This window comes from Candidatus Accumulibacter sp. ACC003 (assembly GCF_907163085.1).
Lineage (GTDB): Bacteria > Pseudomonadota > Gammaproteobacteria > Burkholderiales > Rhodocyclaceae > Accumulibacter.
Genome location: NZ_CAJQTX010000009.1, coordinates 85496 through 109805, shown reverse-complemented (window position 1 = coordinate 109805; position 24310 = coordinate 85496). Strand labels below are relative to the sequence as shown.

The 24310-nt window shown below is 63.4% G+C and carries 17 protein-coding genes; 5 read left to right on the top strand and 12 right to left on the bottom strand.

Annotated elements, in window-relative coordinates; all coding sequences use genetic code 11:
- Positions 1-134: 134 nt before the first annotated feature.
- On the top strand, positions 135-977 hold the full coding sequence (locus QZ656_RS18960; RefSeq protein WP_291994848.1) for a metallophosphoesterase: 843 nt from the start codon (positions 135-137) through the stop codon (positions 975-977).
- On the opposite strand, the gene QZ656_RS18955 is transcribed toward QZ656_RS18960, so the two are convergent.
- Positions 965-2317: an IS4 family transposase gene (locus tag QZ656_RS18955; protein WP_291991684.1), complete on the bottom strand. Its 1353-nt coding sequence runs from the start codon at positions 2315-2317 to the stop codon at positions 965-967. The two genes, QZ656_RS18960 and QZ656_RS18955, sit on opposite strands and share 13 nt — an antisense overlap.
- Positions 2318-2937: 620 nt before the next feature.
- On the opposite strand from QZ656_RS18955, the gene QZ656_RS18950 reads away from it, so the two are divergent.
- Together QZ656_RS18950 and QZ656_RS18945 are read left to right on the top strand one after the other, a co-directional pair.
- Positions 2938-3876 carry a glycosyltransferase gene (locus QZ656_RS18950; protein ID WP_291994847.1) on the top strand — a complete coding sequence of 313 codons (939 nt, stop codon included), beginning with the start codon at positions 2938-2940 and terminating at the stop codon, positions 3874-3876.
- 112 nt (positions 3877-3988) lie between these two features.
- Positions 3989-5032, top strand: a complete 1044-nt coding sequence (locus QZ656_RS18945) for a bifunctional UDP-4-keto-pentose/UDP-xylose synthase (RefSeq protein WP_291994846.1) — start codon at positions 3989-3991, stop codon at positions 5030-5032.
- A 194-nt stretch (positions 5033-5226) separates the two neighbouring features.
- On the opposite strand, the gene QZ656_RS18940 is transcribed toward QZ656_RS18945, so the two are convergent.
- The 7 genes from QZ656_RS18940 to QZ656_RS18910 form a co-directional block, all read right to left on the bottom strand.
- Complete coding sequence (locus QZ656_RS18940) at positions 5227-7308, bottom strand: LTA synthase family protein (RefSeq protein ID WP_291994845.1); 2082 nt, start codon at positions 7306-7308, stop codon at positions 5227-5229.
- A gap of 6 nt (positions 7309-7314) precedes the next feature.
- Positions 7315-8178 carry a hypothetical protein gene (locus QZ656_RS18935; RefSeq protein ID WP_291994844.1) on the bottom strand — a complete coding sequence of 288 codons (864 nt, stop codon included), beginning with the start codon at positions 8176-8178 and terminating at the stop codon, positions 7315-7317.
- Between the two features lie 84 nt (positions 8179-8262).
- Positions 8263-9858, bottom strand: coding sequence for a glycosyltransferase family 39 protein (locus QZ656_RS18930; protein WP_291994843.1), 1596 nt, complete (start codon positions 9856-9858; stop codon positions 8263-8265).
- The gene (locus QZ656_RS18925; RefSeq protein WP_291994842.1) at positions 9855-11246 is read right to left on the bottom strand and encodes an ATP-binding protein; all 1392 of its coding nucleotides are present in this window, start codon (positions 11244-11246) and stop codon (positions 9855-9857) included. The genes QZ656_RS18930 and QZ656_RS18925 overlap by 4 nt, the downstream gene beginning before the upstream one ends.
- Complete coding sequence (locus QZ656_RS18920; protein WP_291994841.1) at positions 11243-11905, bottom strand: response regulator; 663 nt, start codon at positions 11903-11905, stop codon at positions 11243-11245. Before QZ656_RS18920 ends, QZ656_RS18925 begins: the two co-directional genes overlap by 4 nt.
- Positions 11906-12017: 112 nt before the next feature.
- Positions 12018-12821, bottom strand: a complete 804-nt coding sequence (locus tag QZ656_RS18915) for a hypothetical protein (RefSeq protein ID WP_291994840.1) — start codon at positions 12819-12821, stop codon at positions 12018-12020.
- Between the two features lie 32 nt (positions 12822-12853).
- On the bottom strand, positions 12854-13207 hold the full coding sequence (locus tag QZ656_RS18910) for a PepSY domain-containing protein (protein ID WP_291994839.1): 354 nt from the start codon (positions 13205-13207) through the stop codon (positions 12854-12856).
- 307 nt (positions 13208-13514) lie between these two features.
- Here QZ656_RS18910 and QZ656_RS18905 point away from each other — a divergent pair, with 307 nt between their 5' ends.
- Entirely contained in the window at positions 13515-16976 is a 3462-nt protein-coding gene (locus QZ656_RS18905; protein ID WP_291994838.1) for a glycosyltransferase, read from the top strand.
- A 115-nt stretch (positions 16977-17091) separates the two neighbouring features.
- Here QZ656_RS18905 and QZ656_RS18900 read toward each other — a convergent pair whose 3' ends face one another.
- The 3 genes from QZ656_RS18900 to QZ656_RS18890 form a co-directional block, all read right to left on the bottom strand.
- Positions 17092-18006: a pirin family protein gene (locus QZ656_RS18900; protein WP_291994837.1), complete on the bottom strand. Its 915-nt coding sequence runs from the start codon at positions 18004-18006 to the stop codon at positions 17092-17094.
- 119 nt (positions 18007-18125) lie between these two features.
- Positions 18126-18914 carry a M90 family metallopeptidase gene (locus QZ656_RS18895; RefSeq protein WP_291994836.1) on the bottom strand — a complete coding sequence of 263 codons (789 nt, stop codon included), beginning with the start codon at positions 18912-18914 and terminating at the stop codon, positions 18126-18128.
- Positions 18911-19816, bottom strand: coding sequence for a DMT family transporter (locus QZ656_RS18890; protein ID WP_291994835.1), 906 nt, complete (start codon positions 19814-19816; stop codon positions 18911-18913). Before QZ656_RS18890 ends, QZ656_RS18895 begins: the two co-directional genes overlap by 4 nt.
- A 66-nt stretch (positions 19817-19882) precedes the next feature.
- Between QZ656_RS18890 and QZ656_RS18885 the strand changes: the two genes are divergently transcribed.
- Positions 19883-22108 (top strand): bifunctional (p)ppGpp synthetase/guanosine-3',5'-bis(diphosphate) 3'-pyrophosphohydrolase, encoded by a 2226-nt coding sequence (locus tag QZ656_RS18885; RefSeq protein WP_291994834.1) that lies wholly within the window; start codon positions 19883-19885, stop codon positions 22106-22108.
- A 50-nt stretch (positions 22109-22158) separates the two neighbouring features.
- Here QZ656_RS18885 and ppk1 read toward each other — a convergent pair whose 3' ends face one another.
- Positions 22159-24276, bottom strand: a complete 2118-nt coding sequence (gene ppk1, locus QZ656_RS18880; protein WP_291994833.1) for a polyphosphate kinase 1 — start codon at positions 24274-24276, stop codon at positions 22159-22161.
- Positions 24277-24310: the final 34 nt, after the last annotated feature.

The following is a 24310-nucleotide window of genomic DNA, read 5'->3' as shown; positions in this document are numbered from 1 at the left end:
GTCATTTCCCTGGTCGGCAGCGGCGAACGGTGCGGGAAAGTCTTCAAACGACCCGCTTATTTCGCTTATGGCAGATCGTTCTGCACCCAGGGCTTCGGCTTTGCGCGCCCGTGTGCTGCTAAAAAGAGGCCGCAATGGCCTCTCTTAGGAAAATCACAATTCGTCTGGCGATGCTTGTCGGCCTTGTTGGTGTCGCCACCCTGGCGGTCCTCGCCTATCACCTGTTGTCAACGCCGCAACGGGTAGCGCTGGTCGTCCCATCGGTAACTGCCACGAGGATTTCGTTCTTTGCCCTTGGTGACCAAGGCGCCGGCTGGCTTGACCAATGGAGTGTGGCGCGCAGCATGGAAAAAGTAGCGGAAAAAACGGGCAACCTCGATTTCGTTATTTTTCTGGGGGACAATTTCTATAACGATGGTATTCAGTCGACAGAGGATAGGCAGTGGAACTGGAAATTTGAAAACATGTATTCCGGGACGAAGCTGGCGACGATTCCATTCTATGCGGTTCTCGGCAATCATGATGTGCAGGTATATGGCGAAGCGCAAATCCAGTATTCTCGGAAGCAAGCGGGATCGGGTCGATGGCAGATGCCGGGGCACTACTACAGCAGGGATTTTGGCACGGACAATGGCCATCCCCTGCTGCGCGTTTTTTTTGTCGATAGTAATGTGCTGACGCCGGAAGGCATGGCAAAGCAGTTGCGTTTCATAGAAGAATCGTTCGCGCCACCGGCCAGTCAAGCGACATGGCGGATCGTTGCCGCGCATCACCCGATTCGCAATTTCGGGAAACACGGCGAAACGCCGGAGCTGGTGTCCGCCTTGTTGCCGATACTGAAGAAAAACCACGTTGACCTCTATATGGCTGGTCACGATCACAACCAACAACTCATCGTTCGCGATGGCGAACCGTACTACGTGATTTCTGGCGCTGGGGGTAAGAGCATCCCGTTATACACAACTCACATGACATGACGGAGCTCGCGCATATGCTCTACGCCGGAGACGAAATCACGCAAGCGCTGGATGCCGAGCCAGAGGGATTTGACGCCGGGTTCGCCGTCGCCCTTGCGGGCGAGGAATCCGCCGAGCTGCGCGATCAAACGGATGACCTCGCGAATGCTCGGCACCTTCTTCGGTGGTTTCTTCTTGTTGAGGATAAAGGCGCCGGCCCATTCCGTTTCGGAGAAGAGCAGATCGGCAGGCCACTGCGGGTGGATGCGTCCCAGGCGGATCAGGCGGGCAAGGCGCCAGGAAACAACCAGATAGACCGCCAGAGCCAGTTCCAGCTTGCTCTGGCTGCCCAGTTGCAAGGCCTCGACCCGGCAGCCGTTCTTGAGCACATGGAACAAGGTTTCGATCTCCCAGCGGCAGCGATACCAGTCGATCAATTCGACGGCCGCCTCAAGATCGGCAACTTTACGATTGGTCAGCAAGCGCCATTCGACCGGCTTGCAGCCGGCGGGCGCCCCGATTTCCGTGGCGATCAGGCAGGTCACTCTGATGTGGCGGCCGTCCGTGTCACGAGCCGGGAGGTCGACCGCATGGCTTCGCAACTGCTGGCGCACGATCCGTTTTGGCTGCCCGTGCCGCGATGCCAGAGTGAATTCGATCTCGCCGAGGGGCGCTTCGGCAAGAGTTGCCGCCCACAGTTTGCCGCCTTGCGGCAAACAGCGGTTGTGTTTGGCGCGAATCAGCCAGTCGGCCGGCGTTCCCAACGCCTGGGCGCGCTGCATCAGGCCGACGATGTCCGCTTCGCGGTCGGCCACATAGACCAATCGCGTTTGTGGCATCCCCGCCGCGGTTTCGGCGACCCGCTCGTAGCCTTCAATCCAGCGCGTGCTCTCGCTGATGCCCGGCCGGCTTCCGTCGGCCGCTTTCGCTTCTCTCGCCCACATCCAGGCGTCGATCACCCCGAGCGGTTCACGTTCCGGGGTCACCGCATAGGTCGGGTGCAGATACATGCCGCGCTGGGCTTCGTACGAGAGCGGCCCGAGTCCTTCGATCTCCTGACCGTTGAAGTCCAGTTCGGTGGTGTCCTGAAGGCACAACACCACCGGGTGTTGTGCCATGCGCCTTTGGCTGCAATCCATGTGCGGTTGCAGGATCGATTGCCAGTTCAACCCGCGCTTGCCAGCGTGGGCCTGATCGAAGAAACGGTACGCCGCCACAGTCTCCGCCCAATCCCCACAGGCGCCTGGTATGCTCGCCGTCGGCTGCTCTGCAAAGCGTGTCGCCAGTTTGATTAGCCTCCGTCTCAGACGTCCGTCCCCCAGTTCAGCCCCGCCAAATTCGTCTCCCGCCCAGTTTGCCATCGCCCGATCCTTATGAAAATGGGAAAGGGAAAGCAAGGGGTATACCAGACAAAATCAGTCAACTATTTGTCAGGACACATCGGGCGGCCACGTTATGCTGAGTGAGTTGTGTATAACGAGATGGGGTAAGAGCCTCTATCCACTGGCGAGAGATCAACAAGGCTTGCTGTTCGGACGGTCTCAATACGGCTTTGCGAGAACTGTCGTCGACTCGTCGAGAATGGTTATCAATTTCTACGATGACGATGCGCAGTTGGCCGCGGCGTATGGCGTTGACCGAAGCTGCAAGGAGTCCGCTACGGCGTGTTTGAAACAAACAGTTGCCCCCACGACAGAAAAATAGTGACGAGACTTGCGGTAGCCATTCTCTTCTGCCTGCAGGTGTTCAAACATTGGCCGGCAACGCGCGCCCATTGAGTAAACTCACGACGGCCGACCGGGCTCGGCGTGGCGCATTGACGCCTCTGCGGGCTGGCGATGATGCCGCTCGCAGAATGTTGGGGAAAGAACCGTTACACTGCAGTGTTCGATGAGGGTGGCCGGATTGGATTGCGCCGGCCGCACCCTGATCGTCACGGTCAAGCTTGAACACTCGACACCAAAGCCTTAAGCGATCAACCATGATTACTCCCGAGATCTCGGTCGTTATTCCCGTCTATAACGAAGAGGACGGCCTGCCGTCGCTGTTTGCCCGCCTGTACCCGGCGCTCGACGCGCTCGGTACGAGCTACGAGCTCATTTTCGTCAACGACGGCAGTAGCGATCGCTCGGCGGCGGTGCTGCGCGAGCAGTTCGAGCGGCGTCCGGACGTCACCCGCGCGATTCTGCTCGCCGCCAACGCCGGCCAGCACATGGCGATCATGGCCGGCTTCGAGCACGCGCGCGGCCAGATCATCGTCACCCTCGACGCCGACCTGCAGAACCCGCCCGAGGAAATAGGCAAGCTCATCACCAAGATGCACGAAGGCCACGATTACGTCGGCAGCATCCGCCAGCGGCGCCACGATAATGCCTTCCGCAGCAGCGCGTCGAAGGCCGTGAACTACCTGCGCGAGAAGACCACCCGCATCCGCATCACCGATCAGGGAAACATGCTGCGCGCCTATTCGCGCAGGGTGGTAAACGCCATTAATTCGTGCCAGGAAGTCAGCACCTTCATCCCGGCGCTGGCCTACACCTTCGCCAGCAAGCCCACCGAGGTGATCGTCGAACACGAGGAGCGCGCCGCCGGCGAATCGAAGTATTCGCTGTACAGCCTGATCCGCCTCAACTTCGACCTGATGACCGGTTTTTCGCTGGTGCCGCTGCAATGGTTTTCGATGCTCGGCATCGTCGTCTCGCTCGGTTCGGCGGCGCTGTTCGTGCTGCTGATCGTTCGCCGGCTGATCGTCGGCCCCGAGGCCGAGGGTCTGTTCACGCTCTTCGCGCTGATGTTCTTCCTGATTGGTCTGGCGCTGTTCGGCATTGGCCTGCTCGGCGAATACGTCGGCCGCGTCTACCAGCAGGTCCGCCGCCGCCCGCGCTACCTGATCGAAGCCGTTCTGGAAGCAAACGAATGAGGCGCGCAGCTGCAGCACGCCAAGCGGCACCCCTACGTCGGTCGGCGCCCGCCGATCGCTTCACCCGCCTGGACGAGAACAGCGTCCGCTTCCTCTCCTGACTCTGGCCCCCATGAAAAAAATCCTGATCCTCGGCGTCAATGGCTTCATCGGCCATCACCTCTCCAAACGCATCCTGGCGACCACCGACTGGGAAGTGCACGGCATGGACGTCAACCGCGAGCGCGTCACCGACCTGCTCGACGATCCGCGCTTTCACTTCTTCGAAGGCGACATCATGATCAGCAAGGAGTGGATCGAGTACCACGTCCGCAAATGCGACGTGATCCTGCCGCTGGTCGCCATCGCCACGCCGGCGACCTACGTCACCGAGCCACTGCGCGTCTTCGAACTCGACTTCGAGGCCAACCTGCCGATCATCCGGCACGCCGTCAAGTACAAGAAGCGCGTCATCTTCCCATCGACCTCGGAGGTCTACGGCATGAGCCAGGACCCCGAATTCGACCCCGAGACGTCGCCGCTGATCTACGGCCCGATCAACAAGCCACGCTGGATCTACGCCTGCGCCAAACAGATGATGGACCGCGTGATCCACGCCTACGGCCAGCAGGAAGGCCTGCAATACACGCTCTTCCGGCCGTTCAACTGGATCGGCCCGGGCCTCGACTCGATCCATACGCCGAAGGAAGGATCGTCGCGGGTGATCACCCAGTTCCTCGGCCACATCGTCCGCGGCGAACCGATCAAGCTGGTCGACGGCGGCGCGCAGAAGCGTTCCTTCACCTACGTCAGCGACGGCATCGACGCGTTGATGAAGATCATCGCCAACGTCGATGGCATTGCCGACGGCAAGATCTACAACATCGGCAATCCGGCGAATAACTACTCGATCCGCGAACTGGCGACGCTGATGCTCGACCTCGCCCGGCAGTACCCCGAATACGCCGACTCGGCGGCCAAGGTCAGCGTCGTCGAAACGACGTCGGCCGCGTACTACGGCAAGGGCTACCAGGACACGCAGCACCGCGTGCCAAAGATCACCAACACCATGGCCGACCTCGACTGGGCGCCACAGGTCGCTTTCGAGGACGCGCTGCGCGGCATCTTCGACGCCTACCGCGGCGACGTCGCCAGCGCCCGCCGCCTGATGGACTGACGGCTATTTCTGGCAAAGGACAAGCCATCTGGCTGGTCTTTTGCCCCGTCCCGTATTCGGTGTGGCGACAACAGTTAAATCGTTCGACGATGTACCTGTTGTCGCGCCTTGATGACAACCGAAAATCCGGTGCCATCGCCTACGTCCTTTTCTGGCAATCGCCCTGGCGCCGGGCAAGGCGCCGGTGTTTCAGCTCAGGGCTTGTGCGACAGCGCGTCCTCGACGCCGGCGGTATTGTCCAACAGGCTCCGCGTGGCGCTTTGCAGAAAGGCTTCCAGCTTCTCCTTCAGATCAGGCGCGAGGTCGATCGCGATCCGTTCGGCTTTCGGATCGGCACCAAGCTGGTAGCTGTACAGCCGCGGTTCGAAATCCTTGGGTTCGATCAGGATTCGCTCCGGGGTGATCAGCGCGACCGTCAGCTCGCCGCCCGAGGGCTTGATGACGCCGATTCCGAGGTCGCCTTCCGGCAGATTGAGCAGGTCGCGCCCCCAGCACTGATGACGTACGGTGCCGCCGAGGCGGCCCATGATCGTCGGCACGATGTCGATCTGCGTGCCGACGTGATGACTGCGGCTGCCGAACTTTTCCTGAATTCCCGGCGCGATCAGCAATAGCGGCACGTTGAAGCGGAAGAGATCCATTTCGGTGAGTTGCTGCTCGCTGCCGAAGCCGTGGTCGCCGACCAGGACGAATAGCGTGTTCTTGTAGTACGGCGCCCGGCGCGCCTTCTCGAAGAACTGACCGAGCGCCCAGTCGGCATAGCGCATCGCCGTCAGGTGCTCGTCGGCGCTGCCGTGGCCAGTCACCGGCCTGGTTGGCAGATCTTTCGGCAGCGCGTACGGGGTGTGGTTGGAGAGCGTTTGCAGCAGCGCGTAGAAGGGCTTGTCGGTGGGCAGCTTGGCCAGCTCGTTGGCGGCGCGGTCGAACATGTCCTGGTCGGAGGCACCCCAGGTCGGGTCCATGTATACCGGCTTAACAAAATCCTCGCGGCCGATGAAGTTGGTCATGCCCTGGTTGCTGAAGAAGCCCGACTGGTTATCCCACTGGAAATTGCCGTTATACACGTACAGATTGTCGTAGCCACGAGCGCTGAGCAGTTGCGGCAGGCCAGAGAACTTGTGTGCGCCTTCGGGGGTGCGCATCAGGTATTCGAAGCCAGGCAGGTTGGGAAAGCACGCCATGGTCGCGAACATCCCCTGGTGGGTGTGCGTGCCGTTGGAGAAGAAGCGGTCGAACAACAGGCCCTCCTTGGCGAGCTGATCGAAGTGCGGCGTGATGTCGCCGCGGCCACCGAGCGCGCCGACGAAGTGACCGGCGAAGCTTTCCATCAGGATTACCACAACGTTGCGAATCGGCAGCGTGCGTTCGGCGGGTGGCGTGAAGTCGCGGCGGATCGCCGCGCGGTCGGCGTCGACCAAGCGGTCGTGCGGCGTCAGCAGCAGTTTCCGGACGATGCTCAGCGCCTGTTGGTCGGACATCGTCGCGTGCCAGGCATTGTCACGCTGTGACGACCAGCTGGCTTGCGCCGCCGAAAGCAGTGTCAGCGAGCCGTTCAGGCCCAGCTGATTGGCGAACATCGAATCGGTGGTATAGGCGTCACCCCAGCGCAGGGGCGGCCCCTGCCGCAAGTGGCCGCGGGCGGCGATCACGGCCAGCAGCGCGCACAGCAGGAAGGCGCCGGTCCGCCAGTACCAGGCCGGCGGGTGGCCTGGCTGCTGCCGCGGCGGCAGCGGCGACGGTCGGCTGCGCAGGTCGATGGCCTTGAACAGCCTGGCCAGCAACCACGTCGCGATGGCCCAGGCGAGCAGGTAGCGAGCGACCGGAAAGCCGTTCCACAACATGCTTCCCACCGTCGCCAGGTCTTCCTCGAAATACTGGAAGACCAGGCCGTTGAGGCGCTGATGGAATTCGCGATAGAAATCGAGCTCGCTAATGCCGAGCAGCAGGGTGCCGCTGGCGAAGGCCGTCAGCCACCAACGCCAGACGCGGCGTGCGGCCATCGCGCGGACGCTGAGCAGCGCCAGCAGCAGCGGTGCGATGCCGTAGACCAGCAGCCGCAGATCGAAACGCAAGCCGTTGTGAAAAGCCTCGACAAAGGTCGTCGTCGGCGTGCTGCCGATCAGCTCGCGGTTGTAGGTCAGCAGCGCGATGCGCAAGAGGGTGAATAGCGCCAGCAAGACCGTGCCGCTGAGCACGGTGAAGGTCAGGTGGCTCCGCAGCGTCGGCGGGCTGATGGCGACGCCGAGCGGCGACGGGCGGGCAAGGGTGTTGGTCATGGTTGGTCAGCGTTCGCTGCTTTGGCGGTTGAGTTTCAGGATGCGCTGGCGCCCCTGTTCGGCGACCAGATAGCTGCCGGGTTCGAGCGGGATGATGGTTTGCGCCGAGCGCAGGTGGTCGAGGATCACCCGCAGTTTGCCCGTGCTCTCGAGCAGCAGCACGCGTGCCATGTGCGTGGCGTCTTCGGTGATCCACACGCCATCGGCCGTACATTGCACAAAGCCAGGGGCGTTGAGGCCGGCGGCGACGACGATGTCCGGGCCTTCGGCGTGCCATTGTTTGACCAGGCCCTGACGCTTCTCGGTGTAGAACAGCCGGCCGTCGGCACACACGCTGACGCCTTCGCCGTCGTCCAGCCCGGCACGCAGTACCGCCAGTTCGCCGCTGTCGGGAGAATAACGCAGAAGCCGGCCCGGTCGCGCGTCCTCGATCACATACAGCACCTGCCCGTCGGTGGCGATGCCTTCGACGTTGTTGGCCTTGAACAAGCTTTCGGCCTTGCCGTCGTGCAGCCACAGCACCGGCAGCGTGCCGCCCTCCTGGCCGGTGACCAGGCCGCCGCGGAACATCACCTGGCCGTCTGGTTTTGATAGCCCGCCGAGCACCTCGGTGAGGCGGCCGCCGGCCTGCAGTTTGAGGATTTTGCCCTGGCCACTGGACAGCTCCTGGCTGACGTACAAACCGCCCTTGCCGTCCAGCGCCAGCGCGCTGACCATCGCGATATCCTCGCGATAGACCTGCACTTGCCAGCCGGCGGCGGTGCTCACCGGATAAAACTGCCGCCAACTGGCGTAGATCAGATAGAGCAGCAGCAGCGCGCCAAAGAGAACGGCGGCGCGGCGCCAGTAAAGCTTCAAGGGTAAAGACATCTTTCGTTTTCCAGAGCTCTCGGAAAAAAACGCCCGAGCGACGCGCTACTGCTTGCTGGTGTGCTCATCGTCGCTGTCGTTTTCTTAGCCGCCCGCGGGCTTTTCTGCACAATCCGGCAGCGCTTGGCGTTGGGCGGCGTCGAAGCGCCAGACGGCTTTCTTGCCGTCCGCAAAGGCCATCGCCTGTTCGCTCAGGAAGGGATAGCGCGAGGCCGCCCCCTTGTTCGCCCAGACCCACACCGTGCCGCCGCTGTAGGCGCACAGGCGCGCCGCAAAGTCGTCGGGAAGCACCAGCATTTCCTGTGCCTTGAGCGGGGCAAAACGAGCCGCGTCGTACAACTCCTTGCGCCAGTTGTCGTGCGCGGGAATTTCCGGATCCTGCCAGTTGCTGACTACCCACGAGTTCTTGCGTGCGCGCAGGTAGAAGGGCACGTCGTACTCGTAATCGCCGACCATCACCACCTGATCGCCGGCCGCAAACAGCGGCGCGACGTGCTTGCTCAGCGTCCGCGAAGACGTCGGGTCGAACTGGCCGACCAGCGCGACGAAAGACAGACAGATGCCGGCCGCGACGAGCAGGCTGACGCCAAGGTACAGTGAGCCATCCGCCTGCTGTGCCTGGCGTCGCTTATCCAGCCAGCCAAGGATGGCGTCGGCCAGCAGGTAGGCCAGCGGCGGCAGCGCCGGAAAGATATAGCCGACCAGTTTGGAATTTGGCAGTGAGAAGAACACCAGGATGCCGAGCACCCAGATAACCATCAGGCTGCGCAGCTCGAACTTCTCCGGGGCGACGACGAATTTCAGCGAAAAGAAACGTGCGAGCCACGGCGACCACGGCAGCGTGCCGAGAAGAAGCACCGGGATGAAGAACCAGAAAGGCCGGGCGTTGCTGAAGCCGCTATGCGCGAAACGCTGAAAGTGGTGATAGACGAAGAAGTAGTCCCAGAAGCCGCTGTACGATTTCTGCATCCAGACGAACCACGGTGCCGCCACGGCCAGGAACAAGACCATCATCGGTAGCGACAAGAGCGCTGGTATCAGCCGGTAGCGCTTGCGCAGCAACAGCCACGCGAGGAGGATCGCGCCGGGCAGGACAAAGCCGATCAATCCCTTGGCGAGAACGCCGAGCGCGGCAAAAAGGTAGGCCGCGGCCAGCGCCATCCGATACGGCAGGCCGCGTTCGAGGCGCAGGATGGCGCTGGCGCCACAGGCGATGGTCGCCGAAATCATTCCCGCGACGAGCATGTCGAGGTTGGCGTACTGCGCACCGGCGAAAAACATCGGTTGCGTGACCAGCACGGCGACCGACAGCGTCGCCAGACGTTTGTCGGCGTAGCGTCGCACGAACAGATACAGCGCGCCGGCGGCGACAACGGCGCCGAGGGCCGACGCCAGGCGAGCCGCCCAGTCGTTGACGCCGAACAGCTGCAGCGCCAGCCCGGTCAGCCAGTAGAACAGGGGCGGCTTGTGAAAGAACGGCAGGCCATCGAGCGTCGGCACCAGCCAGTCGCCGCTGACGAGCATTTGCCAGGCGACGCCGACGTAGCGTCCCTCGTCGGGCAGCATCAGCGGCCTGATGCCGGCAAAGAGCGTCAGCCAGACCACGCAGAGACTGAGTACCAGGGCACGCGTACGGGTTTCGAGGAGAGCTTCGGCAAGCGTCGAAAGAAAGTTTTTCATTTAATCCTGATTGTCGCGTCGGCGACGGAAGAATCTCGCCGCGGCCGGACAAGAGTCGGAGAGTGAGGCTGGGAATCCACGGGACATGCGCCCTGCCGGTAGCGGAAGAGCAGGCCGCAAGCGTCGTGCCGCGTGTGCAGACTGACCGTGCCGCCGAGACGCGCCGCGGCTTCGCGAGCGATCGTCAGGCCGAGGCCGCTGCCTTCGCCGCCCGCATCGGGCAGGCGGTAGAAGGCATCAAATACGCGTTCGTGTTCTGCGCTCGGGATGCCGGGGCCGTTGTCGACGACTTCGATGATTCCCTGCTGCTCGTCGGCGCGCAGGCGAAGCGTTACCTCACCGCCTTCGGGCGTATATTTCAGGGCGTTTTCGAGGGCATTCTTGACGATCAGCCGCAGCGCATCGGGCGAGCCAGAAACGGTGAACGACGCCAGCTCGTCCAGCCCCAGATCGATCCGCCTGGACTCGGCGAAGGGCAGTAGCTCGGCGATCAGTTCGCGTGCCAGGAGCGACACCTTGAGCTCGTTCCCGGCGCTTGTTCCGGCTTGTGTTCTGGCCAGGTTCAGCAACTGTTCGGTCAGCTGCCGGGCGCGCTCGATTCCCTGCTGCAGCGGCAGCAGACGCTCGCGAACGGCGTCGAGCGATCCGGCGTGCCCGAGATTCTGCGCCTGTACCGATAGCGCCGTGAGCGGGCTGCGCAGTTCGTGCGCGGCATCGGCGATGAAACGCCGTTGCTGTCCGAGCAGGTGATTCACCCGTTCCAGCAGCCGGTTGATGGCGTGCACGAAAGGCGTGATCTCCTCGGGCAGGCCTGCATCGGTGAGTGCTCGCGGCCGATCGGCGGCTTGCTCGTCGAGACTGCGCGAAAGTTCGGCGATCGGCGCCAGCTCGTGGCGAACGATGCGCACGATCAGGACCGTCAGCAGCGGAACGAGCAGCAGCAAGGGAATCAGCGTCCGTAGCGCACTGTCGGTGGCGATTTCGTCACGCGCGGCGGTGGGCTGCGTGACGACCGTGCGCGTCCCGGCGGGCGTCTCCAGAATGAACGCCCGCAGCCGCTCGCTGCCCGAGTTCACGGTGTGAAAACCTGTCCGCAGCTTGGCGGCGAGCCAGTCGGGCGGCACGTCGCCGGGTAAGTGGACGATCATGATCCGTGACTCGGGGTCTTTGAGCCTGACGTTCCGCGAGCTTTGCGGCGCCGTTTCCGGCAACCAGCGCGCCATCGCGCCGCCGGTGTTCAGCGCCGCGATCTGGCGCAGCATGTCGTCCTGGAATTCCTTGGCTTCGCCATAGGCCAGGGCAAAGGACGCGGCTGCTGCCAGCAGGCCGGCGAACACGATGGCGCTGCCCAACATCAGCGATAGATGCCGCTGCAGCGATCGTTTCATACGGCTTTGTCGACCATCCAGCCGGCGCCGCGGACGTTCTTGATGATCGTTGTGCCGAGTTTTCGGCGCAGGCCGTGAATCAGGACATCAATGACGTTGCTTTCCACTTCTTCGTTCCAGCCATAGATCCGCTCTTCGAGTTCGGCGCGCGTCAGGATGGTGCCGGGACGCAGCAAGAGCGCGTGCAGCAGGGCGAACTCGCGCGCACTGAGCAGCTCGCAAGCGTCGCCGCAGCGCGCTTCGCGGCTGCCGGGGTCGAGACTGAGCGTGCCGTTGCTCAACAGCGGTGCGGCGTGTCCGCCCTGGCGGCGGATTATTGCCCGCAGCCTGGCGAGCAGTTCCTTGACGTCGAAGGGTTTCACCAGATAGTCGTCGGCGCCGAAATCGAGCCCCTTGATGCGATCATCGACGCCGTCGCGAGCGGTGATGACCAGCACCGGCACGGTGTTGCCGGCCTGCCGCAGGCGCCGCAGTACTTCCAGGCCGTCGCGCCCGGGTAGCCCGAGATCGAGCAGCACGGCCTGGTGCGCGCCGTCCTGGAGGATGCTGTTGGCGGTCGCGCCGTCCCTGACCCAGTCCACGGCGTAGGCCGCGTCCTTGAGGGCGACGGCTGTCGCTTCGCCGATCATGGCGTCGTCTTCGACGAGCAGGATGCGCATCACGCGGTTCGCAGTTGTGAATGTGCCATTGTCTCACCTGCTCTCTGCGGCGCAAATCGGCAGACGCCAGCCGCCGTCGTCGGCGGCACAGGTGCTGCGCCGGAAAGATCGCTCAAGCGGCACGCTCCGGGTCCGCTTTCGAGCCGTCCTGGCGACTGGCCGACAGGTAAATGACCAGGCCGGCAATGCTCGCCAGGAAGATCACGCTGGTGAGCACCGTACCCAGACCCAGGCCGCCGTCGCTACTCGCTTGCGACAGGTAGTCGCCAAACGAAGCGCCGAGCGGCCGCGTCAGCACGTAGGCGATCCAGAACGTCAGCACGGCATTGGCCTTGAAGACGTACCAGGCGAGCGTCACGATGCCGATCAATGCGGCGAAAATCAGTGTCGACGTGGCGTAGCCGAGTTGCAGTCCTTCGGCGGCGAGGTCGCCAGCGGCGGTGCCGAGGGCGAAGGTGAACAGGATTGCCGCCCAGTAGAACAGTTCGCGCGGCGTCGTGAAGATGGAGTGAATCGACAGCGTCTTCTCGCGCGCGTACCAGGCGGCGAAGGTCGCCAGCAAGGCCAGGCCAAAGACGATGCTCGTCGTCTCCAGGGCGACGCCGAAGTTGTCGACCAGGCCGTCGGTGATCAGCGTTCCGACGATGCTGATCAGCACGACCACCAGCCAGTACAGCCACGGCACGTACTGGCGCGCCCGCAATTGCAGCAACAGGAAGGCCGTCAGCAACGCGCCCATTAGCAGCGCTGTGCCGTTCAGTCCGAAATGCAAATCGAAGTTGAGAAAATCGGCGGCGGTTTCGCCGACGGTTGTCGCCATGATCTTGATGATCCAGAAGTACAGGGTGACTTCCGGAACCTTGTTGAGCATCGGCATGCGCGGCTGCGTCGCTTCTTCGTGCATCGGCGTCTTCATTCGACTCTCTCCTTGACCCGTGGTTTGGGCACTCAATCGTCGCCCTCGTGGTCGCGCCCTACTTTGCGCTCGGCCTGGTCCTCGACGACGGCGATCACCGTGCCCGTGCGAGAGTTGGCCGTCACGTCCATGACCGGCTTGCCCTTGAGCACTTCGACGTCGAACACCCCTTGGCCCTGGTGCTGCGCGTACTCGGTGCGCGATGCCGGGCCGCCGACGTGCTGCTCGGCGGCGCTCACCGCCGGTGTCAGGCTGATCTTCGCGTCGGCCATCGCGCGCGCGTCGTTGTCGGCGGATTTGGCGGCGTAGACGCTACCGACGGCGCTTGCCAGGAGCAAGGCCACGGCAGCCAGATAGACGTTGTCGGTCATGGTGATCGGTTTCATGGGGGGCTCCTTCAAGACCTGCGGCAAATCGCGTAGAGGTGAAGATAGCGTTCAAGAATTAGCGCCGGCTTAAAGTGGCGGCATGGCGCTTGCCGCCCGACACGCGCCGCAATCGTGCGCGAATGGTGAACACACGCTATGATCCGCAGCCGCTGTCACCCGATAGCCGCCGTGCCCGCTGCCTGCAGCTTTCCGGCCAGCATCCGGGATGGCCGTTGCGGCAGTGTTGCCGCTGGCGCAGCAAGACCATCAGCCGGCCCTTGCCGGTGGTGCACCAAGCTCCTCTTGATAAGGCCGTAAATCTCGTATGCCGCAGCCACCATCGACCGAGCAGCCATCACCACCAGTCGCCGCCGCGAAGGCTGCCAAAGCGGTGTTTTTCGACCCGGCCAACAAGCGTTGGCCGCGTCTCCGCCTGGGGATGACGCTGTTCGGCGTGACTCTTAGCGTGTTGTTCGGAGGCCTGCTGCTCAGCATCCTTGCCGCGCCGGTATTACCGGCACTCGACTTGCCGCGTTTAGGCTTCTTGTCGCAAGGCGCGCACGCCGTGCCGGATGTTCCGCCGCTGGCTGTCGCGCGACCGACGACACGGCGCGAGCGGGTGTTGCGTAACGACCAGCTCAAACTGCTTCGCGAGCGTGAGCGCAGCCTGCGGCAACTGCTGCAAGCGCCGCACGCGAAAGCGGCGCTGTCGGACCGCCAACCCCTGACCATCGCCTTCTTCGTCAACTGGGACGACGCCAGCATGAGTTCGCTCAAGGAGAACCTCGGCAGCCTGGATACGGTGATCGCCGAATGGCTGCATCTCGACAACGAAAGCGGTACGCTGCGCGAAAACGACCCGATCCGCACCGCCCACGTCACCGAGTACATTCGCGCCCGCCGTCCCGACCTGTCGCTGGTGCCGCTGCTCAACAACTGGAACGGCCACGAATGGGAAGGCGCCAAGCTGGCGCGCATGCTCGCCAACCCGGCGGCACGAAAACGCACCATCGAACAGATCCTCGCTTTCGTCGAGCGGCATCGCTACGCCGGCATCAGCATCGACTTCGAGAACGTCCCCGGCAAAGCGCAGCCCGACTTTCAGCGCTTCATGGCCGAACTGTACGCGGTGATGCATCCCAGGAACCTCGTGGTGTCGGTCAACGTGCCGGCCGACGACGCGTCTTTCGATTATCGCCGCCTGGTCGGTAACGCCGATTACCTGATCGTGATGGCCTACGACGAGCACTGGGCCGACGGCACGCCCGGGCCGATCGCCAGCCTGCCGTGGTTCGCCCGCGTCCTGCGCGCCAGGCAGCGCGACATTCCGGCCGACAAGATGATCGTCGCCATCGGCAACTACGGCTACGACTGGGGACCGCGCGGACAGCCGGCCGAGGAGCGCACGTTCGAAGAAGCGGTTCTGATCGCCAAGGAATCGGATAGCAAACTGCAACTCGACCCGGCCTCGCTCAACGCGACCTTCGCCTACGATGACGACAATGACCGTCGCCATCATGTCTGGTTGCTCGACGCGGTCAGCGCCTTCAACCAGTTGGTCACCCTGCGATCCGTGCAGCCGCGGGGCGTCGCTCTGTGGCGGCTCGGCAGCGAAGACCCGGCGCTGTGGCAAGTCTTCGGCAAGAAAGCTCCGCTCGATGCCGCGCAGCTCGCCGAGATACGTTTCGCCTACGGCGTCGATTACGAAGGCCAGGGCGAAGTCCTCGACGTTACGGCGCAACCGCAGATCGGCCGCCGGATCATCAAGTTCGACGCCCAGCGCGGCCTGATCTCCGGTGAGCGCTTCACCGCTTTCCCGTCACCGTACGTCATCACCCGCCACGGCCACGGCGAGCGCAAGGTCGTTCTCACCTTCGACGACGGCCCCGACCCCAAATTCACGCCGCTGATCCTCGACGCGCTGCGCGACGCCAAAGTGCCGGCGACCTTCTTCATCATCGGCGCCAACGGCCAGCGGTATCCGGAATTGCTGCGCCGTGCGGTCGCTGAGGGGCACGAACTCGGCAACCATACCTTCACGCATCCCAACATCTCGAGCATCTCGCCGAGGCAGCTGGAACTCGAACTGTCGGCGACGCAACATCTGCTGGCCAGCGAAGTCGGTCGTCACTCGCTACTCTTCCGGCCGCCCTACGCCGTCGACGCCGAACCTGAAACCATCGACCAGATCCGTCCGATCGAACTGGCCGCGCAGCAGGGCTATGTCGTCGTCGGCATGCAGCTCGACCCGGACGACTGGAAGCGCCCGGGTACCGACGAAATCGTCAAGCGCGTCGTCGACGCCGCCGAAAGCGGCGAAGGCAACATTGTGCTGCTGCACGATTCCGGCGGCGACCGCACGCAGACCGTTGAAGCGATCCCGAGGATCGTCGCCGAGCTGCGCCAGCGCGGTTTCGAATTCGTCACCATTGCGCAACTCCTCGGCCGCAACCGCGACGCGATCATGCCGCCGGTCCCCCCCGAAGAGCAGGTGCGCAGCTGGTTCGACGGAGCCGCCTTCGCAGTCATCAACTGGACCGGCGCGGCGCTCGACTGGCTGTTCGTTCTCGGCATCGTTCTCGGCATTGCGCGCCTGCTTTTCGTCGGCGGACTTGCCATCTATCAGCGCTGGCGCCAGCGCCACGCGGTCTTTGATCCCGCCTACGCGCCGTCGCTGGCGGTCGTCGTGCCGGCCTTCAACGAAGAAAGGGTGATCGTCCAGACGATCACGTCGTTGCTTGCCTGCGAGTCGCCGCGGTCGTTTGAAATCATCGTCGTCGACGACGGTTCGCGTGACGCAACGTATCGCGTCGCCAGCGAAGCATTCCGCAACGACCCGCGCGTGCGCGTATTCACCCAGGCCAACGGCGGCAAACCCGCGGCGCTGAACTTCGGCTTCGCGCAAACGCGCGCAGAAATCGTCGTCGCGCTCGACGCCGACACGGTGTTCACCAGGGACACCATCAGCAAGCTCGTTCGCCATTTCCAGAACCCGCAGGTCGGCGCCGTCGCCGGCAATACCAAGGTCGGCAATCGCATCAATCTGCTCACCCGCTGGCAGGCGCTCGAGTACATCACCAGCCAGAATCTCGATCGCCGCGCCTTCGACGTCCTCAACTGCATCACCGTCGTTCCCGGCGCCGTCGGCGCCTGGCGGCGCGAGTTGGTCGAAGCCGCTGGCGGTTTCAAGAACGACACCCTGGCCGAAGACGCCGACGTGACGCTGGCGATCCGCAAAGGCGGCAGCGTCATCGTCTATGACGACGAAGCCATCGCCCTCACCGAAGCGCCCGACACCGTGCGCGGCTTCATCGGACAGCGCTACCGCTGGATGTACGGCACCATGCAGGCGGCCTGGAAACACCGCGACGTCCTGTTCCGTCGGCGACACGGCGCGCTGGGTTTCGTCGCCCTGCCGAACGTCATCATCTTTCAGGTGCTCTTCCCGCTGGTATCGCCAATCATGGACTTGCTGCTGCTCGGCTCGCTGGGGTCGGCGGCCTTCAGCCACTGGCATCATCCGGAAGAGTATTCCGCCGACAACCTGTGGCGGGTGCTGTTCTACTACGCCCTGTTCGTCACCGTCGACTACCTGGCCGCAATTCTGGCCTTCGCCCTGGAACGTAAGGAAAGCTGGGGACTGCTGATCTGGCTGTTCTGGCAGCGCTTCTTCTATCGCCAGTTGATGTACTACGTCGCCATCAAGAGCACGCTCACGACGCTGAAAGGCGCGCTCGTCGGTTGGGGCGTTCTCGAGCGTAAAGCGACGGTGCTGGCGGAGAGGTGAGCGCCGCAGTCGGAGCGATCTTCCTCGCGCCGGCCGCGGCAATTCTGCTGTATCGCTTTGTTTTTTTGAAACCGATGCTGGCAGCAAGCGGGTCGGCTTCTGCCTTCGCAGCAAGCTATTCGGGCAAGGGAATGAACTCGATTTCGTCGCCCGGAACTTTCGGGAAACGCCCTTCCCGCCAATCGCGCCTGGCCTGCTCGATTCGCTCCTGGCGGCTGGAAACGAAGTTCCAGTCGATAAAGCGCTTGCCGAGGTGCTCGCCACCGATGATCGCGATTCGCGATTCCGCCGTCGCTTCGAGGATCACGCCCGGAACGTCGGCGACGATCGCCATGGCGTGTTCGGGAATCGGCGTGTCGCGAATTTTCAGGTGGCCTTGGGCGACATAGACGGCGCGTTCTGCGGCCGCCGGCAAGGCGAGCCGTTGCCCGGTGTGCAGATGCGCCTCGACGTATAGCGTCTCGGCAAAGACCTTGACCGGCGAGCTGACGCCAAAGGCCGAGCCCATCAGTACGCGCACGCCGACGCCGTCGACGGTCAGCGCGGGAATTTCGCTGGCCGGATAGTGATGGAATGCGGCGTCGATCTCCTCGTCCTTTTCCGGCAGCGCCAGCCAGAGCTGCAAGCCATGCAGACGGTGCGCCACCGCGCTCACTTCGGGGCGCTCGCGTTCTGAATGGACGATGCCGCTGCCGCTGACCATCAGGTTGATATCGCCCGGCCGTATCGCCTGCTGGCTGCCGAGTGAATCGCGATGCAGGATTTCGCCTTCGAAGAGGTAGGTGACGGTGGCAAGATTGACGTGTGGGTGCGGCCGCACATCGATGCCGTGACCCGCCGGAAATTCTGTCGGCCCCATGTGATCGAAGAAAATCCACGGACCGACCATCTGGCGCCGTGCCGTTGGCAGGGAGCGGCGCACCGAGAAGCCGCCGAGCTCCTTGTCGCGTGGCTGGATAAGGAGCTCGATCGCGCCGCTGCCTGGCGTGGCGGCACAATCTGCTGCCGGTGTGCTTGTCGGATTGCTCATGGTTTGCCTCCTGAAGTGAGTTGTCGGGTGGACTTGGCGAGCCGTGCATGGCCGGTGGCCCGGTCGCGTGCATGGCGCGCGTCCGACCGATCCGTGGCCGACTACGGGAACTGCCGGACCTACTGCAAGCCGCTTGCCGGTAGCAGCCGCGCAGCCGGGTCCTGTCGGTAGAAGGTGGCGAACTGTTCGTAGAGCGCCGGATATTGTGCGCGCAGGAGCGCCGGCGTTTCGAAGAAAGTTTCGCTCATGACGGCGAAGAACTCGCTCGGATTTTCGGTCGCGTAGGGGTCGAAGAGCGTCTCGTGGGCCGTCTCCTCGGCCTCATCTACCCGCGCGCAGAAGTCCGCGTAGCTGGCGTGCAGTACGCTCTCCCAGGCGCTTCGCGAGATCTCCGGCGGCAGTGCCGGGACACCGTTTGGCTCGCCGCTGAGCATGTCCAGTTTGTGGGCGAACTCATGGATGACGACGTTGTAGCCGGCGCCGGCCATTTGCGCGTCGCGCCAGGAAATCAGCAGCGGTCCCCCCTCCCAGGCTTCGCCGGACGCGACTTCCTGGTATTCATGGACGACGCCGAACTCGTCCTCGACGCTGCGTGGGATCACGAACTCGTCGGGATAGACGACGATGCCGACCCAGCCGCGGTAGTAGTCGAGGCCGAGATTGAGGATCGGCAGGCAGCCCTGCGCGGCGATCGCCAGACAGATCTCATCGCTGAGTAGCAGCCCGCCGGCGGTGGTGAACTCCTTCTCGGCGAGGAAGTCCTCGGTCAGCGCCCGCAGGCGGATCTGCTCGTCGTCGGCAAGCGCGCCGAGAAAGGGTAGCGTGGTCAGCAGCGCTTGCCACAGCGCGTCGGGCAGCGGCGTGGTTTCCGGCCGCTTGCTGAACCAGCCGAGCAGTTTGCGGATCATGCGCTTTTCAGTCGCCCGGGCAGGGCGGTCGTCAGGTAGATGCCGGTGAAGACCAGCGCCATGCCGAGGTAGTGGAAGCTCTGCGGGATCTCGGCGAGGAAGATCGCCGCCAGGATCGTGCCGAAGACCGGCATCAGGTGCAGGAACAGGCTGGCCTTGCTGGCGCCCACTTCGCCGACGGCGCGGTTGTAGAAGACGTAGCCGAGAAAACCCGGGAAAATACCGGTATAGGCGATGCCGGCGAGCGAAGCCGCCGAGACCACGATGTTCTTGCCCTGCGCGACCTCCCAGGCGTAAAGCGGTGCCAGCGCGAGCAGGCCGACGACAATGAATGCGGCGAGCAACAACATCGGGTCGACGCCGACCGGTCGCCATTGCAGGCCGACGGTGTACAGCGCCCAGGTGAAGACCGCCACCAGCATCCACAAGTCGCCGATGTTCAGGCTCAGCCCGGCCAGCGTCTGCAGGTCGCCGCGGCAGACGATGATCGTCACGCCGACGAGAGACAGCAGCACGCCGAACCATTCGATACGGCGCAGTTGTTTGTTGAGGAAGGCCCACGACAGGGCAATCGTGGCGATCGGGATGAACGAATTGAGCAGGATGGCGTTGGTCGCTGCGGTGTAGTTCAAGGCGACGTAGGCCAGCGTGTTGTAGGTGCCGACACCGAGCAGGCCGAGGACCAGCACCGCTTTCCAGCCGCGCCGCAACAGCGGCCACTGCGTCCGCAGATGCGGCAGGGCGAGTGGTAGCACCAGCGCCAGGGCGATCGCCCAGCGCCAGAAAGCGAGCGACAGCGGTGGCACCTGCTCGCGGATGGCGCGGCCGAGCACCATATTGCCGGACCAGAACAGCGTCGTCAGGACGAGCAACAGGTAGGGGTTTCGCAGGCGGGCGAGCATCGGCGAGCGGCTTTGCCAAAAGCCGCATTATGCCTGACGCACGGCTGCCGGCCGTATAATGGGCCAATGGTATCCGTTACACATTCGGTCGCCGCGCAGGGTGACCTAGAACACTCGCTGCAAAGCCTGGGCGATGGCTTGTCGCCCGCCGACACCGACCGCCTTCGCCGGGCGGCTGATTTCGCCGGATCATTTTATGGCGATCACCTGCTTGGCAGCGGCGAAGGCGTCTGGGGGCATGCGCTGGGGATGGCGCTGATCGTCGCCGGCTTGAAGCTCGACGCCGATTCGCGGCTGGCGGCGCTGCTCTTCGCCGTCCCGGCGCAGCAGGAAAACGGTCTGGCACTGATCGAAAAGGATTTCGGGCGCAGTGTCGCCAACCTGGTCAACGGGATTTCGCGGCTCAATCGCGTGCGCCCGATCACCCGTGGCTTCGTCGCCCATGCCGCCGACAGCAGCGACAAGAAACCGCAGGAAATCAAGGCGCAGATCGAAGTCCTGCGCAAGATGCTGCTGGCGATGGTCGAGGACATTCGCGTCGTCTTGCTGCGTCTGGCATCGCGCACGCAGACCTTGCGCTATTACGCGACCGAGCCCGATGAGCTGCGGGTTTCGGTGGCGCGCGAAACGCTGGAGTTGTACTCGCCGCTGGCCAACCGGCTCGGCGTCTGGGAGCTCAAGTGGGAGCTCGAGGATCTGTCTTTTCGCTTCATGCATCCGGCGATCTACAAGGACATCGCGCAGCACCTCGACGAGAAGCGCCACGAACGCGAGCAGTTCATCAGCACAGCGGTCGAGCTCCTGAAGCGCGAAATGGCGGTGGCCGGCGTTCTCGACGCCGAAATCTACGGCCGACCCAAACACATCTACAGCATCTGGAACAAGATGCGCAAGAAGGATGTTGCTTTCGCCGAGGTCTACGACGTTCGCGCGCTGCGCGTGATCGTCGACCAGGTCAAGGACTGTTATACCGCGCTGGGAATCGTTCACCACATCTGGTCGCCGATCGCCAGCGAGTTCGACGACTACATTGCCAATCCGAAAGGCAACGACTACCGTTCGTTGCATACGGCCGTGCATTGCCCCGACGGACGCGCCCTCGAGGTGCAGATCCGGACCCGCGAAATGCACGGCCACGCCGAACTCGGGGTAGCCGCGCACTGGCGCTACAAGGAAGGCAGCAAGGCCAGGCCCGAAGACCGCTATGACGAGAAAATCGCCTGGCTGCGGCAGCTGCTCACCTGGCGCGACGAGGCGGTCGATTCGTCGGACTGGGTCAGGCACTACAAACAGGCGGCGTTCGACGAGACGATCTATATCCTGACGCCGCAGGGGCGGGTGGTCGATCTGCCGCGCGGGGCAACGCCGGTGGATTTTGCTTACCGGGTACACACCGACATCGGCCATCGTTGTCGTGGCGCCAAGGTAGACGGCGCGCTGGTGCCGCTGAATACGCAGCTCAACACCGGCCAGCGTGTCGAGATCGTTCTCGCCAAGCACGGCGGTCCGTCGCGCGACTGGCTCAACGCTTCGCTTGGCTACGTCTTCACGCATCGTTCGCGGGCCAAGGTTCGGCAGTGGTTTGCCAGTCTGGCGCTCGAGGACATGCTCGCCGAGGGGCGCGCCGTGGTGACGCGCGAAATACAGCGAATGGGTTACGCGGGCACCAAGCTCGACGACCTTTCGGCCAGGCTGGGGTTTGCCCGCAGCGACGACCTGTTCATCGCTGTCGCGCGCGCGTCGCTGAGCATGCGGCAGTTGCAGGTCGCGGTGCGCGGCGCCGAAAGCGCCGACGACGAGGAAGAGCCCAGCGAGTTGTCGGTGTCCAGGCAGCGGCCCAGCGATCAAGCCGAGAAAGGTATTCTGATCGTCGGCGTCGATCGTTTGTTGACCCAGTTGGCCGGCTGTTGCAAGCCCGTGCCACCCGATCCAATCCTCGGTTTCGTCACCCGCGGCAAGGGCGTGTCGGTGCATCGTGCCGACTGCAGCAACTTTGCGAACATGCAGGCCATGAATCCCGAGCGGGTGATCGAAACGAGCTGGGGAGCGCGCGCCGAGGGTATCTTTGCGGTCGACATCGTGATCGACGCGCACGATCGGCAGGGGCTGCTGCGCGACGTTTCCGACGTTCTGGCGCGTGAAAAAATCAACGTCATCGCGGTCAATACGCAATCCAGGCAGGGCAACGCGCACATGAGTTTCACCGCCGAAGTCAGCAGCATTCCGCAGCTCAATCGCACCTTGAGCCTGCTGCACGAAGTCGTCGGCGTGGTCGGCGCACGCCGCGCCTGATTCCTCGCGCGCGTGACGCCGGCGCTTGCCGGCGTCACGGGTTCAGGTGGTCAGGCCTGGAGCAGGGCAATCAAATCCGCTTGCGACGAGTGCGGGCTGGTGCGCGAGCCGCGCCGCTGGTGGTAAGTGCCGTCGGGGCCCAGTTCCCAGGCCAGTACGTTGTCGGTCAGATAGATCTGCAGCCCCTCGGCAATCACCCGGTGCTTGAGCTTGCGATCGAGTACCGGAAACGCCAGCTCGATGCGCCGGAAGAAATTGCGGTCCATCCAGTCGGCGCTCGATAGATAGACCTTCTCTTCGCCGTCGGCGTAGAAATAGAACACGCGATGGTGTTCGAGCTGCCGGCCGATGATCGAGCGGACGGTGATGTTCTCCGAGAGATCCTTGACGCCAGCGCGCAAGCCGCAGACGCCGCGAACGATCAGGTCGATCTTGACCCCGGCCTGCGACGCTTCGTAAAGCGCGGCGATGGTTTCCGGTTCGAGCAGCGAATTCATCTTGGCGATGATCCGTGAACGCTTGCCGGCGCGCGCGGCTTCGGCTTCGGCGCGAATTCCGGCAACGACGTTGGGCTGCAGCGTGAACGGCGCCTGCCAGAGATGCGTCAGCACCTGTGCCCGACCGAGGCCGGTCAGTTGCTTGAAGACCTCGTTGGTATCGGCACCGATTTCTTCGTTGCACGTCAGCAGGCCGAAATCCGAGTACAGGCGGGCGGTTTTGGGATGGTAGTTGCCGGTGCCGAGGTGCACGTAGCGGCGCAGGACGCTGCCGGCCTTGCCCTCCTCGCGACGGACGATCATCAGCATCTTGGCGTGTGTCTTGTAGCCGACGACGCCGTAGATGACGTGCGCGCCGACCTCTTCGAGCTTGGTCGCCCAGCCGATGTTGGCTTCTTCGTCGAAGCGTGCCATCAGCTCGACGACGACCGTCACTTCCTTGCCGTTCTGCGCCGCACGCAACAGCGACTGCATCAACACCGAGTCGGTACCGGTGCGGTAGACGGTCATCTTGATCGCCACCACCTGCGGGTCGACGGCCGACTGTTCGAGCAATTCGATCACCGGATCGAAGCTCTGGTAGGGATGGTGCAGGAGGATGTCGCCGGCACGGATGCTGTCGAAAACGCTTTTGCTTTTCTGCAGCGCCTTTGGCGTTCCGGGTTTGAAGGGCTGGAATTTCAGGCCGTCGCGCTGCACCGAGTCGGGGACCATCATCAGCCGCGCCAAATTCACCGGACCGGCGACGCGATAGAGGTCGCGCTCGGTCAGATTGAACTGGCCGAGCAGGAATTCTGTCATCGCTTCCGAGCAGCTGTTGGCGACTTCGAGCCGGACGGCGTCACCGAAATGTCGCTGCGGCAATTCGCCCTGAATCTTGGCGCGCAGATTCTTGACCGCCTCCTCGTCTACGAACAGATTGCTGTTGCGGGTGACGCGGAACTGATAGCAGCCGAGGACTTTCATGCCGGCGAACAACTCGTGCACGAACTCATGCAGGATGGAAGACAGGAAAACGAAGCAGTATTCGTTGTCGGCGAGTTCGCGAGGCAGGCGGATGACCCGTGGCAGAACGCGCGGCGCCTGCACGATGGCCGCGTTCGAGCTGCGGCCGAAGGCGTCGCGGCCTTCGAGTTCGACGGCAAAATTGAGGCTCTTGTTGAGGACCCGCGGGAAGGGATGCGAAGGATCGAGGCCGATCGGCGTAATCACGGGCATCACTTCGCGGAAGAAGAAGGTGCTGATCCAGTCGCGCTGGGCGGTGCTCCAGTCGCCGCGTTTGACGAAACGAATACCCTCGGCGGCGAGCGCCGGCAGGACCTCTTCGTTGAGCAGCGCATACTGCTCCTTGACCAGCGCGTGTGCCTCGTCGCTGACCAGCCGGTAGACTTCGCCGGCCGTCTTGCCGTCGGTGGTGATCGATACCGAACCGAGCTTGAGTTGCTCCTTGACGCCGGCGACGCGGATCTCGAAGAACTCGTCGAGGTTGCTGCTGACGATGCACAGGAAGCGCAAGCGTTCGAGCAGCGGTGTTTTGGCGTTTTTGGCCTGCCACAGCACCCGTCGATTGAACGCCAGCAGGCCCATCTCGCGATTCTGGAAGTAGTCTGCCGGGAAGCCGGTGGAAGCGATTTGGGCGGGCGTCTCGGTGGTCGTGGCGGCGATGTTCATGGGTTCCTTTCTTGACAATTTAGGGATCAGGCAG

What these genes read in the sequence shown, in the direction of transcription:
- QZ656_RS18905 (WP_291994838.1), top strand. Translation starts at nt 13,515, where the DNA reads ATGCCGCAGCCACCATCGACCGAGCAGCCATCACCACCAGTCGCCGCC.
- QZ656_RS18920 (WP_291994841.1), bottom strand. Translation starts at nt 11,905, where the DNA reads ATGCGCATCCTGCTCGTCGAAGACGACGCCATGATCGGCGAAGCGACA.
- QZ656_RS18950 (WP_291994847.1), top strand. Translation starts at nt 2,938, where the DNA reads ATGATTACTCCCGAGATCTCGGTCGTTATTCCCGTCTATAACGAAGAG.
- QZ656_RS18895 (WP_291994836.1), bottom strand. Translation starts at nt 18,914, where the DNA reads ATGATCCGCAAACTGCTCGGCTGGTTCAGCAAGCGGCCGGAAACCACG.
- QZ656_RS18925 (WP_291994842.1), bottom strand. Translation starts at nt 11,246, where the DNA reads ATGAAACGATCGCTGCAGCGGCATCTATCGCTGATGTTGGGCAGCGCC.
- QZ656_RS18910 (WP_291994839.1), bottom strand. Translation starts at nt 13,207, where the DNA reads ATGAAACCGATCACCATGACCGACAACGTCTATCTGGCTGCCGTGGCC.
- QZ656_RS18915 (WP_291994840.1), bottom strand. Translation starts at nt 12,821, where the DNA reads ATGAAGACGCCGATGCACGAAGAAGCGACGCAGCCGCGCATGCCGATG.
- QZ656_RS18945 (WP_291994846.1), top strand. Translation starts at nt 3,989, where the DNA reads ATGAAAAAAATCCTGATCCTCGGCGTCAATGGCTTCATCGGCCATCAC.
- ppk1 (WP_291994833.1), bottom strand. Translation starts at nt 24,276, where the DNA reads ATGAACATCGCCGCCACGACCACCGAGACGCCCGCCCAAATCGCTTCC.
- QZ656_RS18960 (WP_291994848.1), top strand. Translation starts at nt 135, where the DNA reads ATGGCCTCTCTTAGGAAAATCACAATTCGTCTGGCGATGCTTGTCGGC.
- QZ656_RS18955 (WP_291991684.1), bottom strand. Translation starts at nt 2,317, where the DNA reads ATGGCAAACTGGGCGGGAGACGAATTTGGCGGGGCTGAACTGGGGGAC.
- QZ656_RS18885 (WP_291994834.1), top strand. Translation starts at nt 19,883, where the DNA reads ATGGTATCCGTTACACATTCGGTCGCCGCGCAGGGTGACCTAGAACAC.
- QZ656_RS18930 (WP_291994843.1), bottom strand. Translation starts at nt 9,858, where the DNA reads ATGAAAAACTTTCTTTCGACGCTTGCCGAAGCTCTCCTCGAAACCCGT.
- QZ656_RS18935 (WP_291994844.1), bottom strand. Translation starts at nt 8,178, where the DNA reads ATGTCTTTACCCTTGAAGCTTTACTGGCGCCGCGCCGCCGTTCTCTTT.
- QZ656_RS18900 (WP_291994837.1), bottom strand. Translation starts at nt 18,006, where the DNA reads ATGAGCAATCCGACAAGCACACCGGCAGCAGATTGTGCCGCCACGCCA.
- QZ656_RS18890 (WP_291994835.1), bottom strand. Translation starts at nt 19,816, where the DNA reads ATGCTCGCCCGCCTGCGAAACCCCTACCTGTTGCTCGTCCTGACGACG.
- QZ656_RS18940 (WP_291994845.1), bottom strand. Translation starts at nt 7,308, where the DNA reads ATGACCAACACCCTTGCCCGCCCGTCGCCGCTCGGCGTCGCCATCAGC.